The following is a 17,077-nucleotide window of genomic DNA, read 5'->3' as shown; positions in this document are numbered from 1 at the left end:
TCAGAACGCCAGTCATCGTTGTCGATATTTCACGCTGAACCCGTCGCTTTCGCGCGGGTCCACGCACAACGCCGTGACTGAGTCCGGCTGATCCTCTCCATCTGCATCCGACGCGCTCCTCACTTTTCTCTCCATGCCCTCACTCATTGAAGACTACGCACTCGTCGGTGACGGCCACACGGCCGCGCTGATCGCCCGCAACGGTTCCGTCGACTGGCTCTGCTGGCCGCGCTTCGATTCCGGCGCCTGCTTCGCCGCGCTGCTCGGCACCGAGGACAACGGCCGTTGGCTGATCGCTCCCGTCGTCGACGAAGGCGCGCCCCCACCTGTTTCGTCGCGTCGTTATCGCGGCGAAACGCTGATTCTCGAAACTGATTTCGAAACGCCCGAAGGCGCCGTCACCGTCATCGATTTCATGCCGCCGGGCAACGGCACATCGGAACTCGTGCGGATTGTCGTCGGCAAACGCGGGACGGTGCGCATGAAGATGGAACTGGTGCTGCGCTTCGACTATGGCTACTCGGTGCCATGGGTCAGCCGTCTCGCCAGCGACAGCGGCATCAAGGCCGTCGTCGGCCCTGACACCGCCGTGCTGCGCACGCCAGTCGACCTGCGCGGCGAGAATCTGCGAACCGTTGCCGAATTCACGGTGACGGCCGGCGAACGCGTGCCGTTCACGTTGACTTACACGTCGTCGCATTTACGTACGCCGCCCGCCCGCGATCCGCACACCGCCCTTGCCCGCACCGAAAACTACTGGCTCGAATGGTCTGCGCGCGGCACGGTCGCCGGCCGCTGGGCCGTGCCGATCCGCCGCTCGCTGATTACGCTGAAGGCGCTTGCCTACGAACCGACGGGCGGCATTGTCGCCGCGCCGACCACTTCGCTGCCCGAGCATCTCGGCGGCACGCGCAACTGGGATTACCGCTACTGCTGGCTGCGCGACGCGACCATCACGCTGCTCGCGATGATGCGCGGCGGTTACTACGACGAGGCGCGTCTCTGGCGCCAGTGGCTGGGCCGCGTGATGGCGGGCTCGCCGCAGCAATTGCAGATCATGTATGGCATCGCCGGCGAGCGCCGGCTGCCGGAGTTCGAACTCGACTGGCTGTCGGGCTATCAGGGCGCCAAACCGGTGCGCGTCGGCAACAACGCGGTAGACCAGCTGCAACTCGATGTCTACGGCGAAGTGATGAACGCGCTGCATCTGGCGCGTGTCGGCGGTCTGCAGGCGGACGAAACCGCATGGAACATCCAGTGCTCGATGCTCGTGCACCTCGAAAAGATCTGGAATCAGCCCGACGAAGGCATCTGGGAAACCCGCGGCGGCCGCCAGCATTTCACGTTCTCGAAGGTGATGGCATGGGTCGCGTTCGATCGCGCGATCAAATCGGCCGAATCCTTCAATCTGCCGGCGCCGCTCGATCACTGGCATGCGGTGCGCGCGCAGATTCACACAGATGTCTGCGAAAAGGGCTATAACGCAACGTTAAACGCGTTCACGCAGGTGTATGGCGGCGACGAACTCGACGCCAGCGTCCTGCTGCTGCCGCTGCTCGGCTTCCTGCCGCCGTCGGACCCGCGCATCGCGGGCACGGTCGCGGGCGTTGAAAAGTTTCTGCTGCATGACGGCTTTGTGATGCGCTATCGCACGACCGAGTTCGACGACGGCCTGCCGCCCGGCGAAGGCACGTTTCTCGCCTGCAGCTTCTGGATGGTGGACAACCTGGCGTTGCAGGGCCGCGTGAAGGAAGCGACGGAGATGTACGAACGGCTGCTCTCGCTCGCGAACGATGTCGGGCTGCTTTCCGAGGAATATGACCCGGCCGCGAAGCGACTCGTTGGTAATTTTCCCCAGGGCTTCTCCCATGTGGCCCTGGTTCATACGGGCCTGAATCTGATGAAACACGAACAGGAAATGGCGAAAGCAACAGGCCAGCCCGCGCACGACAGCCCCGCCCAGAGCGGGGAAACGGCCGGTGCACGGGCCGCAACGCTGGAAGCGCTTCCAGGCGCAGGACCCAAACCGTGATTCATTTGCCTTCGATCCGTGCGGCAGGGCACGATTGCTGCATTGCACAATCGATGATTGTCCGATATCATGAATTTCAAATATCGGCCGATAACCAGTGGTCCTTACACGGTCCACATACCCATAACGGCCCGCCGCAACGCATTACGCGTTATTGCGCAGCCCCACGCGAACAACACTAACGCCGGAGCACCCATGCTCTATCAACTGCACGAATTCCAGCGGGCGCTTTTGAGCCCGCTCACCGCCTGGGCCCAGGCTGCGTCGAAATCCTTCGCGAATCCGGCAAGTCCGTTTGCCTATGTGCCGGGCGCGACCCGACTGTCGGCTGGCTACGAACTCCTCTATCGCCTTGGCAAGGACTACGAGAAACCCGAGTTCAACCTTCACCAGATCGTAAAGGACGGCCACAAGATTCCGATCGTCGAACAGACCGTCATCGAGAAGCCGTTCTGCCGCCTGCTGCGCTTCAAGCGCTACGCCGACGACAGCGACGCGGTCACGCAACTGAAAGATGAGCCGGTCGTGCTGGTATGCGCCCCGCTGTCGGGCCACCACTCCACGTTGCTGCGCGACACGGTGCGCACGCTGCTGCAGGACCACAAGGTCTACATCACCGACTGGATCGACGCGCGCATGGTGCCGATCGAGGATGGTGCGTTCCATCTCGACGACTACGTTGAATACATTCAGGAATTCATCCGCCACATTGGCGCGAAAGATCTGCACGTGATTTCGGTGTGCCAGCCGACCGTGCCGGTGCTCGCGGCGATCTCGCTGATGGCGAGCCGCGGTGAAGACACGCCGCGCACCATGACGATGATGGGTGGCCCGATCGACGCCCGCAAGAGCCCCACAGCAGTCAATTCGCTCGCCACGCAGCACTCGTACGAGTGGTTCGACAACAACGTGATCTATACGGTGCCGCCGAACTATCCGGGTGCCGGCCGCAAGGTCTATCCGGGCTTCCTGCAGCACACCGGCTTCGTCGCAATGAATCCGGAACGGCATGCGGCTTCGCACTGGGACTACTACCAGAGCCTGATGCGTGGCGACGAGGAAGATGCCGAGCAACATCGCCGCTTCTACGACGAGTACAACGCCGTGCTCGACATGGCTGCGGACTATTATCTGGAGACGATCCAGATCGTGTTCCAGGAGTTCCGCCTCGCGGAAGGAACGTGGGAAGTGGCCGGTGAACCGGTGCGTCCGCAGGACATCCATCGCACGGCGCTCTTCACGATCGAGGGCGAGCTCGACGACATCTCCGGCAGCGGCCAGACGCGTGCCGCGCAGGAGCTGTGCAGCGGCATTCCGGAAGAAAACAAGCAGCATTTCACTGCCGAAAAGTGCGGCCACTACGGCATTTTCTCGGGCCGCCGCTGGCGCACCATCATCTATCCGCAATTGCGCGATTTCATCCTCGCGCACAACAAGCCGCTCAAGGCCGAACGCAGGGAAAAAGAAGCGCAGCAGGCATAACGCTGCGACGCATGCGACCGCGGCGCCAGTGATTGGCGCCGCGGTCGCATCTGGAAGTCAAAGCGCGTGACCCGACGTGAACCTAGCGTCGCATCAGGTAAGCCAGCAGCAACTCGGTATTCATCTGCATGATTTCGCTGCGCTCGCTCGCCGAGCTGAAATCGCGGCCGAGCGTCGCTTCGAGCGTGAAGCGGTTCGACACGATGTAATACCCCATCCCCGACAACGTCACATAGAAACGCAGCGGATCCACGTTCGTGCGGAAGAGCCCCGCACGCTGGCCACGCTCCAGGATGTTGCCGAGCGTCGCGACGATCGGCGAGATCATTTCGCGGATGCGCGTCGACTTGTGTATGTAGCGCGCCTCATGCAGGTTTTCGTTGTTCACGAGACGCAGCAGTTCGGGGTGATCGCGGTAGTAGTCCCAGACGAAATGCGCGAGTCGCGTGATCGCCTCGACGGGCGCAATGCCGCCGAGATCGAGCGTGCGTTCGGCTTCGGTCAGCGCGCTGAACGCGTGCTCCAGGACCGCGGTGAACAGCTGCTCCTTGCTACCGAAGTAGTAATAGAGCATGCGCTCATTCGTTTCCGCGCGGCGGGCGATCTGGTCGACGCGTGCGCCGAACAGCCCACCATTTGCAAATTCCTCGGCCGCCGCGAGCAGGATGCGGCGACGGGTGCCTTCAGGATCTCTTTTGATTTTCGGCTGATTCATGGTGGCATCGTGCTTCGTGAGCCGCGTTATCCGGATCGTGCCGCCGGCCTCTCTCCTCGGCCAGGAACCTGCGGCACTGAACGGGCGCGCCATGGTTGGGGGACACCCTGTTGCGGTCTTTCGAGAAAGCGCTTCGATTATGGCACATGGTTTGCGAAGCACAATCAGGGAAATCGGCGATAATCCCTTATTTGGCGCAAGCCCCGTCGCGCAAGCGCTCCAGCCTTGTCGCACACCGCCGCCGCGCGCCCCGGCCGGGCCGTTTTCACGCCCCGCACGGGCCGCCGGCCAGCCCTGATGTCGTGACCGTGACTGATTCCATAACACTAGCCGATCGCATCGAAGATCTGCTGCCCCAGACGCAATGCACAAAGTGCGGCTACGCCGGTTGCCGCCCCTATGCCGAAGCCATTGCCAGCGGTGAGGCCAGCTACAACCAGTGCCCGCCTGGCGGCGCCGAGGGCATCGCGCGCCTTGCCGCCCTGCTCAGCCGGCCGCTGATCCCGCTCAACCCGGAGAACGGCGTCGAACGCCCGCGTCCAGTCGCCGTCATCGACGAAACCTTGTGTATCGGCTGCACGCTGTGCATGCAGGCGTGCCCGGTCGATGCAATCGTCGGCGCGCCTAAACAGATGCACACGATGATCGCGGCGCTCTGCACCGGGTGTGATCTCTGCGTCCCGCCCTGCCCCGTCGACTGTATCGCGATGGTGCCGGTCACCGGCGAGCACACCGGATGGGATGCGTGGTCGCAACCGCTTGCCGACGCCGCCCGCGAACGCTACGAAGCGCGCGCGGCGCGGCTTGCGCGCGAACGCGAGGCCGCCGAAGCGCGCGCGGCGGCGCGTCGCGCGCCGGGTGCTGCGCCGTCCGCCGCGGCTGCTTCGCAGGCGGCTGCGACGGCTGACGCCCCCGCCGCGCTTTCCGCTACGCCCGCCGACGATCCCGAAGCGAAGAAACGCGCGATCATCCAGGCCGCGCTCGAGCGGGCCCGCAAGAAGAAGGAAGAACTCGCCGCGCAGGGCCAGGGTCCGCAGAACACGCAGCAGGTCAGCGCCGATGTCCAGGCGCAGATCGACGCGGCCGAAGCACGCCGCCGCCGGCTTGGCATCGCCCAGGATGGCGTCGACCCCGGTCCGGCGGCGCCCGCAGCAGAGGATGCCGCCCGCAACCCGTCACCGGAATCCTGACCGCCAGCATGAACGCCAACAAACGCCGCGCGATCTTCGAGACGCTGCAGGAGCTCAACCCGCATCCAACCACCGAGCTCGAATACACGACGCCATTCGAGTTGCTGATCGCCGTCATGCTGTCGGCGCAGGCCACCGACGTATCGGTCAACAAGGCGATGCGCAGGATGTTCCCGGTCGCGAACACGCCGCAGGCAATCTTCGCGCTCGGCGAAGAAAGCGTCGCCGATTACATCAAGACAATCGGGCTATATCGCACGAAGGCGAAAAACGTCATCGCGACCTGCCGCATCCTGCTCGACCAGTTCGGCGGCGAAGTGCCGGACGACCGCGAAGCGCTGGAGAGTCTGCCCGGCGTCGGTCGCAAGACCGCGAACGTGGTCCTGAACACCGCGTTCGGCCATCCGGTGATCGCCGTCGATACGCATATCTTTCGGGTTGCCAATCGAACCGGACTCGCGCCAGGCAAGGACGTGCGCGCGGTTGAAATCGCGCTTGAGAAGTTCACGCCGCCTGCGTTCCAGCACGATGCACATCACTGGTTGATCCTGCACGGGCGATATGTATGTAAGGCACGCCGGCCCGAATGCTGGCACTGCGTCATCGAGCCGTTGTGCGAGTACCGGCCGAAAACGCCTCCGCCGGAGCTTTGAGCGCCGCTGCCGCCGCTTCCGGTCAGGACACGCAATCGCCAGAACGTGCGCCGTCAGCGGCCATTTGCCCAACGACGTAAAATGGCGGCTTGCCGTTGCGACAAGCACGCCGTCCCCATTCGATACCGCCCACGATGTTCAATCCCAGCCGCGACGAAGTTCGCCTCTTTTTCACCGACACCTGGCGCAAACAGCGCGCGGGCGAAATCCTGACGCCGCTCGAAGCAATTGCCGCGGACTGGATCGTCGAGCATCCCGAGTATCACGTCGACCTCACCAACGCCGAAGCCGCGCCGTCGCAGGATTACTCGCCGGAGCGCGGGCAGACGAACCCGTTCCTGCATCTGTCGATGCATCTGGCGATCACCGAACAGCTGTCGATCGACCAGCCGCCCGGCATCCGTGCAGCACACGAGCGCCTCGCCTCGCGGCTCGGCTCGACGCACGACGCGCAGCACGCCATCATGGACTGCCTTGGCGAAACGATCTGGGAAGCGCAGCGCACTGGCACGCCGCCGGACACCGACGCCTATCTCGCCCGCATCGAGCGTCGCGCATCACGCGACTGACCCGCGCCAGCGCCAGGTCGCCCGAAAGCAGAAAAACCTGAACCACAAAACAGAACACCCCGCCGGAGAGCGGGGTGTTCTGTTTCAACCTGCTGAAAAACGCGCCGTGCTTACTTCTTCTGCACGAGGTCGCCGTCGATCGATTCGATGTACGCGCCGATGTCCTTCATGTCGCTCGGCGACAGGCTCTGCACCTGCGCCTGCATGATCGGGTTGTTGCGCCCGAGGTGCGGATTGCCGTTGCCCATCTGATACTGGCGCAGCGCCCAGTAGATGTAGTCGGCATGCTGGCCGCCAAGCTTCGGATATTCCGGGCTCACCGGCTTGTTCAGGTTCGGACCGTGGCAGGCCGCGCAGTTGTGCGCTTCGGTGAGCACCTTGCCGTTCGCCGCGTCGGCGGCATGCGCCGCGTTTGCTGCGACGAGCCCGCTGAATGCAACCGTTGCGACCGTCGCGCACGCTGCCTTCAATACCGTGTGGAGTGCCTGATGGGGCTTCTTCATGAATTCTCCTATCCCGCGAATGTGGTGAACTGTAGGTGACCTGTATCGATCACTTGTCGGGATTGTTCTTCGAAGAGGACGTCTGCGCCGCGTAATACGCCGCGACATCGGCGATGTCCTGATCCGACAGCGACGACGTAATGGCATGCATCGTTTCGAAGTGGCGGTCACCCTTCCGGTAGGCGCGCAGCGCGCTTTCGAGGTAGGCCTGGTTCTGGCCGCCCAGCTTCGGCACCCGGTAGACCTCCGGGTACGCCGTGCGGTATTCGGGGATGCCGTGGCAGCCGATACACATCGCGACCTTGCCCTGGCCCGCCTTCGCGTTGCCAACGACATCCGCTGCCTGCGCGCTGGCTGCAAAGCCTGCGAGCGCTGACAGCGCTGCGATCACGAGGTGTTTGCCGACGATTTTGTTCATAGGTTCTAACCTGGCATGAGGGGAAAACGGGCGCCCGGAAAAGGCAACGGCCTGCGCCGTTATTCTTGTAGAGGTGCCACGCAGGCCAAAAAAATCGCGCTAATTGTACCGCGACGCTGCGCCGGGCGTCCACATGGCGGGCGCGAGGCCACCGCGCCACACCTGACAGGCATGCCGCCGCACGCTGCGCGGGCACATGAATGGCCCGTTGAAGGCCCATCGAAGGCACTGCACGGACACACCGCCAGCACAGGCAAACGCTGCCTGCGCCGGGTTCACACCCTACCCGAGCCCGCTTCGGCGGAACAGGGCTTCTGACTTATACTGGTCTTTTTCCAAGAGAGCAGTTCGCCATGCGCTTCGAAGGCTCATCGCAGTACGTCGCCACCGACGACCTCAAACTCGCGGTCAACGCCGCGATGACGCTCAAACGTCCGCTCCTCATCAAGGGCGAGCCGGGCACGGGCAAAACCATGCTCGCCGAAGAAGTCGCGGCGGCGCTCGGCATGCCGCTCCTTCAGTGGCACATCAAGTCGACCACGAAGGCGCAGCAGGGCCTCTACGAATACGACGCGGTTTCGCGCCTGCGCGATTCGCAGCTCGGCGACGAGCGCGTCAAGGACATCCGCAACTACATCGTCAAGGGCGTGCTGTGGCAGGCGTTCGAATCGGACGAACAGGTCGTGCTGCTGATCGACGAGATCGACAAGGCCGACATCGAATTCCCGAACGACCTGCTGCGCGAACTCGACCGCATGGAGTTCTACGTGTACGAAACGCGCGAACTCGTGAAGGCGAAACAGCGTCCGCTCGTCATCATTACGTCGAACAACGAGAAGGAACTACCCGACGCGTTTTTGCGCCGCTGTTTCTTCCACTACATCCGTTTTCCCGATGCCCAGACGATGCAGCAGATCGTCGAGGTCCACTATCCGGGCATCAAGAAGGAACTGCTGGCCGCCGCGCTGCAGAGCTTCTTCGAGCTGCGCAACGTCTCGGGCCTGAAGAAAAAGCCGTCCACGTCCGAACTGCTCGACTGGCTGAAACTGCTGCTCGCCGAAGACATCCCGCCCGAAGCGCTGCGCTCGCCGGACCAGAAGCAGATCATCCCGCCGCTCCACGGCGCGCTCCTGAAGAACGAGCAGGACGTCAGCCTCTTCGAGCGCCTCATTTTCATGAACCGCAACAACCGCTAGAAAGGCGCCTGGCCTGAAGCGCGGGGTGCGACAGAATGTCGCGGCCTGCCTGCCTTGCCGGGAATGCCGTCAATCGAACACGTCTGGAGAACCGCATGAGCCGCTGGATCGAGCCCGTTACGTTGAAAGGCCAGCATGTCACGCTTGAGCCGCTGACCCTCGACCACGAAAAGGCCATCGCTGCCGCAGCAGCCGACGGCGAGCTGTGGAAGCTCTGGTACACCTCGGTGCCCGCTCCCGAACACGTGCGATCATGGATCGAGGCCGCGCTCGCCATGCGCGACAACCTCGGTGCGCATCCGTTCGTGGTGCGGGATGCGGCGGGCGATGTTGTCGGCGCAACGCGTTTTTTCAACGTCGATTCCGTCAATCGCCGGCTCGAAATCGGTCACACGTGGTACGCGAAACGCGTGCAGCGCACGCCGCTCAACACTGAGGCAAAGCTCCTGCTGCTCACGCATGCGTTCGAATCGCTCAATGCGATCGCCGTCGAGTTCCGCACGCATTTCATGAACCATCAGTCGCGCACCGCAATTGCCCGGCTTGGCGCGAAGCAGGACGGCATCCTGCGCAACCACCAGATCGGCAAGGATGGCGTGCTGCGCGACACCGTCGTGTTCTCGATCATCGAATCGGAATGGCCCGCCGTGCGCGCCCATCTGAAGTACAAGCTCGCGCGCTGAAGCGCCGTTCATCAATCGCGCAACAGCACTCGCAAACATGGCAATACACGGGCCCGGACACGCAGAGGAAACAGCATGCTGATCGACTTCTTCTATACGTTGCGCACCGCGAAGTTGCCGGTTTCGGTGAAGGAATACCTGACGCTTCTCGAAGCGCTCAAGGCGAACATCATCGCGCCGTCGCTCGACGATTTTTACTATCTCGCGCGCCTCACGCTTGTGAAGGACGAGCAGTATTTCGACCGCTTCGACCAGGCATTCGGCGAGTATTTCCGCGGCGTCGCGGGCAAGACGGAGCTCGCGTTCGACATCCCGCTCGACTGGCTGAAGAAGAAACTCGAACGCGACTTCACGCCCGAAGAGAAAGCGCAGATCGAGGCGATGGGCGGCCTCGACAAGCTGATGGAACGCCTGAAAGAGCTCTTCGAAGAACAGAAAGGCCACCACGAAGGCGGCAACAAATGGATCGGCACGGGCGGCACGTCACCGTTCGGCCACGGTGGCTATAACCCCGAAGGTATCCGCATCGGCGGCGAGGCATCGGGCAATCGCAGCGCCGTGAAAGTGTGGGAAGCGCGCGCGTACAAGGATTACGACGATCAGGTCGAGATCGGCACGCGCAACATCAAGATCGCGTTGCGCCGCCTGCGTCGCTTCGCGCGCGAAGGCGCCGCCGAGGAACTCGATCTGCCCGACACGATCCGCAGCACCGCGGCGAACGCCGGCTGGCTCGACCTGAAGATGGTGCCCGAGCGGCACAACAACGTGAAAGTACTGATGCTGCTCGACGTCGGCGGCTCGATGGACGATCACATCAAGCGCACGGAAGAGCTGTTCTCGGCGACCAAAGCCGAATTCAAGCACCTCGAGTTCTACTACTTCCACAACTGCGTCTACGACTATCTGTGGAAGAACAACCGCCGCCGTCACGCCGAACGCACACCGACGTACGACGTGCTGCACAGGTTCACGCCCGACTACAAGCTGATCTTCGTCGGCGACGCGACGATGAGCCCGTACGAAGTCGTGCAGGCGGGCGGCTCGGTCGAGTACAACAACACCGAGCCGGGCGCCGTGTGGCTGCGGCGTCTCGCCGACCAGTTCCCGCATCACGCGTGGCTCAATCCCGAACCGGAAGGTCTGTGGGAATACCGCCAGTCGGTTTCGATCATCCGCGAGGTGCTCGGCCAGCGCATGTATCCGCTGACGCTCGCCGGCCTCGAATCCGCAATGCGCGTGCTCAGCAAATAACGCCTCGTTCATCCTTCTCACGAAAGAAAGAATCCGCATGACGCAGTCTTCCACGCCCGAACTCTCCCCTGCCGCCGCACGTCCCGCGAAGCTGCGGCCGTTTGCCGATACCTCGGTGTCGGCGGTCGTCGCCGGTTTCGTCGCGATGATGACGGGCTACACGAGTTCGCTCGTCCTGATGTTCCAGGCCGGCCAGGCCGCGCATCTCACCGATGCGCAGATTTCATCGTGGATCTGGGCGCTGTCGATCGGCATGGCGCTCACCACGATCGGGTTGTCGCTGAAATTCCGGGCGCCGGTTGTCATCGCGTGGTCGACGCCGGGCGCCGCGCTGCTCGTGACGTCGCTGCCGCACGTCGCCTATCCGGAGGCAATTGGCGCGTTCATCGTCTGCGCGTTGCTGTTGACGGTAGTCGGTTTGACCGGCTGGTTCGACACGCTGATGAAGAAGATTCCGGCGGGTATCGCGTCGGCGCTGCTGGCGGGCATTCTCTTTGAGATCGGCATCGCGATTTTCCGCGCGGCGCAGTTCCAGACCGCGCTCGTGCTCGTGATGTTCTTCACGTACCTCTTCATCAAGCGCGTCGCGCCGCGCTACGCGATTGTGACGACGTTGATCGTCGGCACCGCGGTCGCCGGCGCGCTTGGCCTCCTCAACTTCAGCCAGTTTCATATCGCGCTGGCGCACCCGGTACTCACGATGCCGGCGTTTTCGGTTTCCGCGATCGTCAGTATCGGCATTCCGCTCTTCGTGGTGGCGATGGCGTCGCAGAACGTGCCAGGCATCGCCGTGCTGCGCGCAGACGGCTACACGACGCCTTCCGCGCCGCTCATCGCCACGACGGGCATCGCTTCCCTGATCCTCGCGCCGTTCGGCTCGCACGGCATCAATCTTGCGGCGATCACGGCGGCGATCTGCACGGGTCCAGAAGCACACGAAGATCCCGCGAAGCGCTATACCGCGGCTGTCTGGGCTGGCACGTTCTACCTGATCGCCGGCGTTTTCGGCGCGACGATCGCGGCACTTTTTGCTGCACTGCCAAATGCGCTGATTGTGTCGGTGGCGGCGCTCGCGCTGTTCGGCTCGATCATGAGCGGCCTTGCCAACGCAATGCAGGACGTGAAGCAGCGGGAAGCCGCGCTCGTCACGTTCATGGTGACCGCCTCGGGACTGACGCTGCTGTCGATCGGCTCCGCTTTCTGGGGTCTGGTCGCGGGCGTCCTCACGCAACTCGTTCTGAATGCGCGACGGGCGTAGCCGCGCCGCACCGGCTGTACCCTGTAAAAACCCTATCACCCGATCCGCCATAGAATAGCGTTATTGGGCGGCGCTTCGCGGTAAGCTTCATGGTTCCATCGCATGAACGCCGCATGATGACCGCTGCCGCAGCGGCATGGCGGCAGTCCCATCTTTCCCTGGACCACGGCGCGTGCGCGCCCAGAAGGCTCGACATGACAACCGCACTCGATCAGCTCAAGCAGTACACCACCGTCGTCGCAGATACGGGCGACTTCCAGCAACTCGCGCAGTACAAGCCGCAGGACGCGACGACCAATCCGTCGCTGATCCTCAAGGCCGTGCAGAAGGACGACTACCGGCCGCTCCTCGAAAAAACCGTCCGCGATCACGCATCGAAGCCGGTCGGCGCCATCATCGACCAGCTGCTGATCGCCTTCGGCACCGAAATTCTCAAGATCATCCCGGGCCGCGTCTCGACTGAAGTCGATGCACGCCTGTCGTTCGACACGAAAGCATCGATCGACAAGGCCCACGAACTGATCGGCTTCTACAAGGCCGCCGGCATCGGCCGCGAGCGCGTGCTGATCAAGCTCGCGTCGACGTGGGAAGGCATCCGCGCAGCCGAAGTGCTGCAGAAAGACGGCATCAAATGCAACATGACGCTGCTGTTCTCGCTGGCGCAGGCGGCCGCTTGCGCTGAGGCGGGCGCGCAGCTGATCTCGCCGTTCGTCGGCCGGATCTACGACTGGTACAAGAAGAACGCCGGCAGCAACTGGGACGAAGCGCGCGACGGCGGCGCGAACGACCCGGGCGTGCAGTCGGTGCGCCGCATTTACGCGTACTACAAGAAATTCGGCTACCCGACCGAAGTGATGGGCGCGAGTTTCCGCACAACCTCGCAGATCACCGAACTGGCCGGCTGCGATCTGCTGACGATCAGCCCGGATCTGCTGCAAAAGCTGCAGGACAGCACGGACAAGGTCGAGCGCAAGCTGTCGGCGGATACGGGCAAGAGCGAGAACATCGCGCGCGTGCCGGTCGACGAGCCCTCGTTCCGCTTCCTGCTGAACGAAGAAGCGATGGCGACGGAAAAGCTCTCGGAAGGCATCCGCACGTTCGCCGCCGACGCGGTCAAGCTCGAAAAACTCATCGAAAGTCTGCGCTAGGGTCCACGTCGGGTCGCGCCGGAAATATCGCATAACGCGTACCCGACAGACGGCCTCCCTGCCTGCGTTTTACCTGCGCGTGACCCGCTTGCGGTCGCGCGCACGCCCTCAGCGTCTCACACGCTCCTCTGCGCTTTTCACACCTCCTCACACACTGTCACAAACGCGCGCGAGACGGCGTCTACAATCGTCTGAACGGTCGCTTGCCGGCGCATGCCCGCACAACGGGACGGCCGGTAGCACTGTCTGCGCGGATACCCCGCGACACACCCAGGGAGACGACGATGCAAGTTCAGCCTTATGTGTTCTACAACGGTCGCTGTGAAGAGGCGATGAAGTTTTACGGCGAGAAGCTCGGTGCCGAAGTGCTGTTCCAGATGCGCTTCAAGGATGCGCCGCCGTCCGAAGGACAAACCATGCCGCCGGGCAACGAAGAAAAGATCATGCACACGTCATTCAGGATCGGCTCGACCGAACTGATGGCGTCCGATGGCGAGTGCAACAGCGCATCGCCGCGGCCGGCCGGCTTCAGCCTGTCGCTCACTGCCGACGACGTCCCCTCCGCCGAGAAGTACTTCAACGCACTGGCCGATGGCGGCACCGTGATGATGCCGTGGCAGGCGACGTTCTGGTCGAAGGGCTTCGGCATGGTCGTCGACAGGTTCGGCATTCCCTGGATGGTGACCGTTCCGCACGAAGGCGGTTAAGCCTTCGCAACCGGCATCCTCATGCAGCACGCGTGCGACCGCCGCTCACGCGGCGACCCGCGTGCGCTGTTCGATATTCCAGTTCGTCTCAGTTTCCAGCAGCAACGCCCGCAGGCTGTCGACCTGCTCCGCCAGCCGCAGACCAAGCCAGTATGGGCCGTGCAGGTCCACGGGCAGGTTGGTGAGCAGCCCGGGGTCCGGCGCTATCGCAGTCGCCGACGCGCCGGGAATATGAAAACGCGTCGCCCCGGCGAAGCGCAATGCGCGCGCCATGCCGAGCAGCGCGGTGCACACGGCGTTCACCTCGATGCCACATTCACGCGCGAAGGCTGCACGGCTTGCGGCATCGAGATGCGCGATCGTGCCCGTCGACATCAGCTCCAGTGCACTCAGCAGCGCGCGGTGCAGGCGCTGGATGTCCTCGAGCCGCGCTTCCGGCACGTCGATCTCCTTCGCCACCGAGGGAATTAGCGCCCGCAACTGCACGAGCCGCACGTTGAGCGCGAGGAACGTCTTCAGGGTCTCGTCGGTGGATGGTGGCGTGTCGCCACGCACCAGACGCGCATAGAGGCGCGCGCAGGTACGCAGGTTGTCGGCCAGCAGGTAGCGCCACGAGTACGTCGCGTGCAGCGGCAGTGCGAAGGAAAACGCGAGCGCGATCACGATGCCAATCAGCACGTTCAGTGTGCGCCAGAGACCCACGTCCATCAGGTTCTCGCCGTGACCCGCGACGATGCACATCGTGATCGCCGTCAGCAGCGCGACGTAGCCCGGCTTTCCGATCGCGAACCACGCGCAGATCGCCGCCGCCACCGACATCAACACATAGGTGAGCGGCAACGAGCCGATCAGGTTGCGCTGCAGGATCATCAGAAGCCCGATCGACGCACCAAGCAGCGTGCCCGCTGCCCGCTCGGCGGCTTTCTTGCGGATGTTGCCGTGATGTTGGAGGCCGCCGATCACCACCAGCAGCGTCACCGATGCCCAGATGCCGTGCGGCACGTCGACGCCGGTCGTCGCGAGTATCGACACCAGCATCGCCAGCCCGACGCGCAGGCTGTGGAAGAGCTTCGCGTGACGGTACCGGTAGTACGGGGAGACGATCGTGCGCAGGAGGCGCCGGGCGCGACCGGGGCGGGCGCGACGGGTTTGAAGGCGGTCGGAATCGGCAGTGGCCATGCGTATCGAAGCGGGTTTCAGGTGAAGACGTCGAAGGACGTGCGCGTCGAACGTCCAGTATCCCGCACCGGAAGCAGAAACGCCCGCAACTTTCGTTGCGGGCGTTTCGGGTTCAGCCGGCTTTCCGGAAGCGCGCCGTGCGCCGCCGGATGTCTTTCGATCAGCTTTCGACGACGTCCAGATAGTCTTCCGGACGCGTGCGGTCTTCAGCTTTGGCCATGCCGAGCGCGCGCACCAGGATGCTCACGACCACCGACACCACCAGGTTCACGATCAGCGACCACACTGCCGCGTAGCCCGGAATCGCGAGGCCAAACAGGTGAATCGTGAAGATCGAACCCGCCAGCTTCAGCGAAATCGCCATCCACGTGCCGGTTGCGATGCCGACTGCCCAGCCGACCAGCAGGCCGCGGTAGTCGAGCACGCGCGTATAGAGGCCGAGCACGATTGCCGGCAGCGTCTGGATGATCCAGATCCCGCCCAGCAACTGCAACTGGATCGCGTACGTCAGCGGCAAGCCAAGAATGAACGCCACCGCGCCGACCTTGACGATCAGCGACACGAGCTTGGCGATGTTCGTTTCCTGCTCGTGCGACATGTTGCGGTTCACGAACTCCTTGTGGATGTTGCGCGTGTACAGGTTCGCAGCCGCGATCGACATGATCGCCGCCGGCACCAGCGCGCCGATGCCGATCGCCGCAAACGCGACGCCGACAAACCACGACGGGAAGAAGTGCAGGAACAGCGCCGGCACGGCGAAGTTCGGACCGAACGCCTTGAAGTAAGGCGCGAATTCCGGCATGTCCTTCACGCCGGCCGCGAGCGCCATGAAGCCGAGCAGCGCGAGCAGACCCAGCACCAGCGAATACGCCGGCAGCATCGCCATATTGCGGCGAATCGTGTTACCCGACTTCGACGACAGCACGGCCGTGATCGAGTGCGGATACAGGAAGAGCGCAAGCGCCGAGCCGACCGCGAGCGTCGCGTAGGCGCTGTAGCCGTTCAGGCTGGCCGCATCCGGCGCCTTCAGAAGCAGCTTGGCAGGCGGCACGACCGAGAAAATATGTCCGAAGCCACCGAGTTGCGGCGGGATCACGATGATCGCGGCGGCGATCGTGATGTAGATCAGCACATCCTTGACGACCGCGATCATCGCCGGTGCACGCAGACCCGAGGTGTACGTGTACGCCGCGAGAATCGCGAACGCGATGATGAGCGGCAGGTCGCCGATAAAGCCCGTCGTGTCGAACCCGAGCGCGCCGATCACCACTTCGATACCGACCAGTTGCAGCGCGATGTACGGCATCGTCGCGACGATGCCTGTCACGGCGATTGCCAGCGCGAGCATGCGGCTGCCGTAACGGGCGCTGACGAAGTCGGCGGAGGTCACGTAGCCATGGCGCTTCGCGATGCTCCACAGCTTCGGGAACACGACGAACGCGAACGGATAGATCAGGATGGTGTAAGGCAGCGCGAAGAAGCCGGTTGCGCCTGCACCGAACACAAGCGCGGGCACGGCCACGAACGTGTAGGCCGTGTACAGGTCGCCACCCAGCAGGAACCACGTGACGATCGTGCCGAAGCGGCGGCCGCCAAGGCCCCACTCTTCGAGATGAGCGAGGTCGCCGCGCCGCCAGTGGGCCGCGACGAAACCGAGAATCGTGACGCCGATAAAGAACAGGACGAAGACAAAGGTTGCGGTGGCGTTCATCGCGCGCCTCCTTGCGGACCGTTGCCCGTCGGGCGCTTTTTGGTCTTGAAGTACACGAGTGCGGTGATGACGGCGCTGATCAGCACCCACAGCAACTGGTACCAGTAGAAGAACGGGAAGTCGAACAGCTGCGGTTCGATCTTGTTGTAGGACGGTACCCAGATCATCGCGATCCAGGGAAGTAGCAACAGCCACAACCAGCCTTTGCTGGACTTGTTGGCGTCGGCGTCGTGAGCCATGACGTCTCCTCTTTACTTATATTGAATAGTCCGCCCGTGTCGACGGATACCGGCCCCCGCGGGCGGATAGCCGACGGGCACCCCGAAAGCTTCGAAAGAGTATAGGAGCCGCGAACGTGCGGTCAAGCGGGGTTCTTCCCAAG

The 17,077-nt window shown here is 63.4% G+C and carries 17 protein-coding genes; 11 read left to right on the top strand and 6 right to left on the bottom strand.

Translation table 11 applies throughout. The annotated features are described in order from the left end of the window. Positions 1–133: 133 nt before the first annotated feature. Together LPA36_RS03670 and LPA36_RS03665 are read left to right on the top strand one after the other, a co-directional pair. Positions 134–2,032 carry a glycoside hydrolase family 15 protein gene (locus LPA36_RS03670; RefSeq protein ID WP_228874775.1) on the top strand — a complete coding sequence of 633 codons (1,899 nt, stop codon included), beginning with the start codon at positions 134–136 and terminating at the stop codon, positions 2,030–2,032. A gap of 195 nt (positions 2,033–2,227) precedes the next feature. Further along, a complete protein-coding gene (locus LPA36_RS03665; RefSeq protein WP_228874774.1) occupies positions 2,228–3,514 on the top strand; it encodes a polyhydroxyalkanoate depolymerase in 1,287 nt (428 codons plus the stop codon). Between the two features lie 82 nt (positions 3,515–3,596). On the opposite strand, the gene LPA36_RS03660 is transcribed toward LPA36_RS03665, so the two are convergent. Next, positions 3,597–4,229, bottom strand: a complete 633-nt coding sequence (locus LPA36_RS03660; protein ID WP_228874773.1) for a TetR family transcriptional regulator — start codon at positions 4,227–4,229, stop codon at positions 3,597–3,599. 302 nt (positions 4,230–4,531) lie between these two features. On the opposite strand from LPA36_RS03660, the gene rsxB reads away from it, so the two are divergent. From rsxB to LPA36_RS03645, 3 genes are all read left to right on the top strand, one after another. Beyond that, on the top strand, positions 4,532–5,419 hold the full coding sequence (gene rsxB / locus LPA36_RS03655; RefSeq protein WP_228874772.1) for an electron transport complex subunit RsxB: 888 nt from the start codon (positions 4,532–4,534) through the stop codon (positions 5,417–5,419). A gap of 8 nt (positions 5,420–5,427) precedes the next feature. Continuing rightward, on the top strand, positions 5,428–6,072 hold the full coding sequence (nth, locus tag LPA36_RS03650; protein ID WP_228874771.1) for an endonuclease III: 645 nt from the start codon (positions 5,428–5,430) through the stop codon (positions 6,070–6,072). A gap of 134 nt (positions 6,073–6,206) precedes the next feature. Then, positions 6,207–6,641: a DUF1841 family protein gene (locus LPA36_RS03645; RefSeq protein WP_228874770.1), complete on the top strand. Its 435-nt coding sequence runs from the start codon at positions 6,207–6,209 to the stop codon at positions 6,639–6,641. Positions 6,642–6,751: 110 nt separating this feature from the next. Here the strand turns inward: LPA36_RS03645 and LPA36_RS03640 are convergent, their stop codons facing one another. Together LPA36_RS03640 and LPA36_RS03635 are read right to left on the bottom strand one after the other, a co-directional pair. After that, positions 6,752–7,144 carry a c-type cytochrome gene (locus tag LPA36_RS03640; RefSeq protein ID WP_228874769.1) on the bottom strand — a complete coding sequence of 131 codons (393 nt, stop codon included), beginning with the start codon at positions 7,142–7,144 and terminating at the stop codon, positions 6,752–6,754. A gap of 49 nt (positions 7,145–7,193) precedes the next feature. Beyond that, positions 7,194–7,562, bottom strand: a complete 369-nt coding sequence (locus LPA36_RS03635; RefSeq protein WP_228874768.1) for a c-type cytochrome — start codon at positions 7,560–7,562, stop codon at positions 7,194–7,196. A 353-nt stretch (positions 7,563–7,915) separates the two neighbouring features. Here LPA36_RS03635 and LPA36_RS03630 point away from each other — a divergent pair, with 353 nt between their 5' ends. From LPA36_RS03630 to LPA36_RS03605, 6 genes are all read left to right on the top strand, one after another. Then, complete coding sequence (locus tag LPA36_RS03630; protein WP_228874767.1) at positions 7,916–8,758, top strand: AAA family ATPase; 843 nt, start codon at positions 7,916–7,918, stop codon at positions 8,756–8,758. 95 nt (positions 8,759–8,853) lie between these two features. Continuing rightward, positions 8,854–9,441 carry a GNAT family N-acetyltransferase gene (locus LPA36_RS03625; RefSeq protein WP_228874766.1) on the top strand — a complete coding sequence of 196 codons (588 nt, stop codon included), beginning with the start codon at positions 8,854–8,856 and terminating at the stop codon, positions 9,439–9,441. 75 nt (positions 9,442–9,516) lie between these two features. Continuing rightward, positions 9,517–10,692: a vWA domain-containing protein gene (locus LPA36_RS03620; RefSeq protein ID WP_228874765.1), complete on the top strand. Its 1,176-nt coding sequence runs from the start codon at positions 9,517–9,519 to the stop codon at positions 10,690–10,692. Between the two features lie 37 nt (positions 10,693–10,729). Beyond that, the gene (locus tag LPA36_RS03615; RefSeq protein ID WP_228874764.1) at positions 10,730–11,950 is read left to right on the top strand and encodes a benzoate/H(+) symporter BenE family transporter; all 1,221 of its coding nucleotides are present in this window, start codon (positions 10,730–10,732) and stop codon (positions 11,948–11,950) included. 194 nt (positions 11,951–12,144) lie between these two features. After that, positions 12,145–13,098, top strand: a complete 954-nt coding sequence (gene tal / locus LPA36_RS03610) for a transaldolase (protein WP_228874763.1) — start codon at positions 12,145–12,147, stop codon at positions 13,096–13,098. Positions 13,099–13,382: 284 nt separating this feature from the next. Continuing rightward, the gene (locus LPA36_RS03605) at positions 13,383–13,805 is read left to right on the top strand and encodes a VOC family protein (protein WP_228874762.1); all 423 of its coding nucleotides are present in this window, start codon (positions 13,383–13,385) and stop codon (positions 13,803–13,805) included. A 45-nt stretch (positions 13,806–13,850) separates the two neighbouring features. Here LPA36_RS03605 and LPA36_RS03600 read toward each other — a convergent pair whose 3' ends face one another. From LPA36_RS03600 to LPA36_RS03590, 3 genes are all read right to left on the bottom strand, one after another. Continuing rightward, positions 13,851–14,984, bottom strand: coding sequence for an FUSC family protein (locus LPA36_RS03600; protein ID WP_228874761.1), 1,134 nt, complete (start codon positions 14,982–14,984; stop codon positions 13,851–13,853). A gap of 160 nt (positions 14,985–15,144) precedes the next feature. Continuing rightward, the gene (gene mctP, locus LPA36_RS03595; RefSeq protein WP_228874760.1) at positions 15,145–16,695 is read right to left on the bottom strand and encodes a monocarboxylate uptake permease MctP; all 1,551 of its coding nucleotides are present in this window, start codon (positions 16,693–16,695) and stop codon (positions 15,145–15,147) included. Next, complete coding sequence (locus LPA36_RS03590) at positions 16,692–16,934, bottom strand: DUF3311 domain-containing protein (protein WP_228874759.1); 243 nt, start codon at positions 16,932–16,934, stop codon at positions 16,692–16,694. The genes mctP and LPA36_RS03590 overlap by 4 nt, the downstream gene beginning before the upstream one ends. Positions 16,935–17,077 lie beyond the last annotated feature (143 nt).

This window comes from Paraburkholderia saeva (genome assembly GCF_907164555.1).
GTDB lineage: Bacteria > Pseudomonadota > Gammaproteobacteria > Burkholderiales > Burkholderiaceae > Paraburkholderia > Paraburkholderia saeva.
The sequence above is the reverse complement of the archived record's forward strand: the minus strand, read 5'-3'. Positions and strand labels throughout refer to the sequence as shown.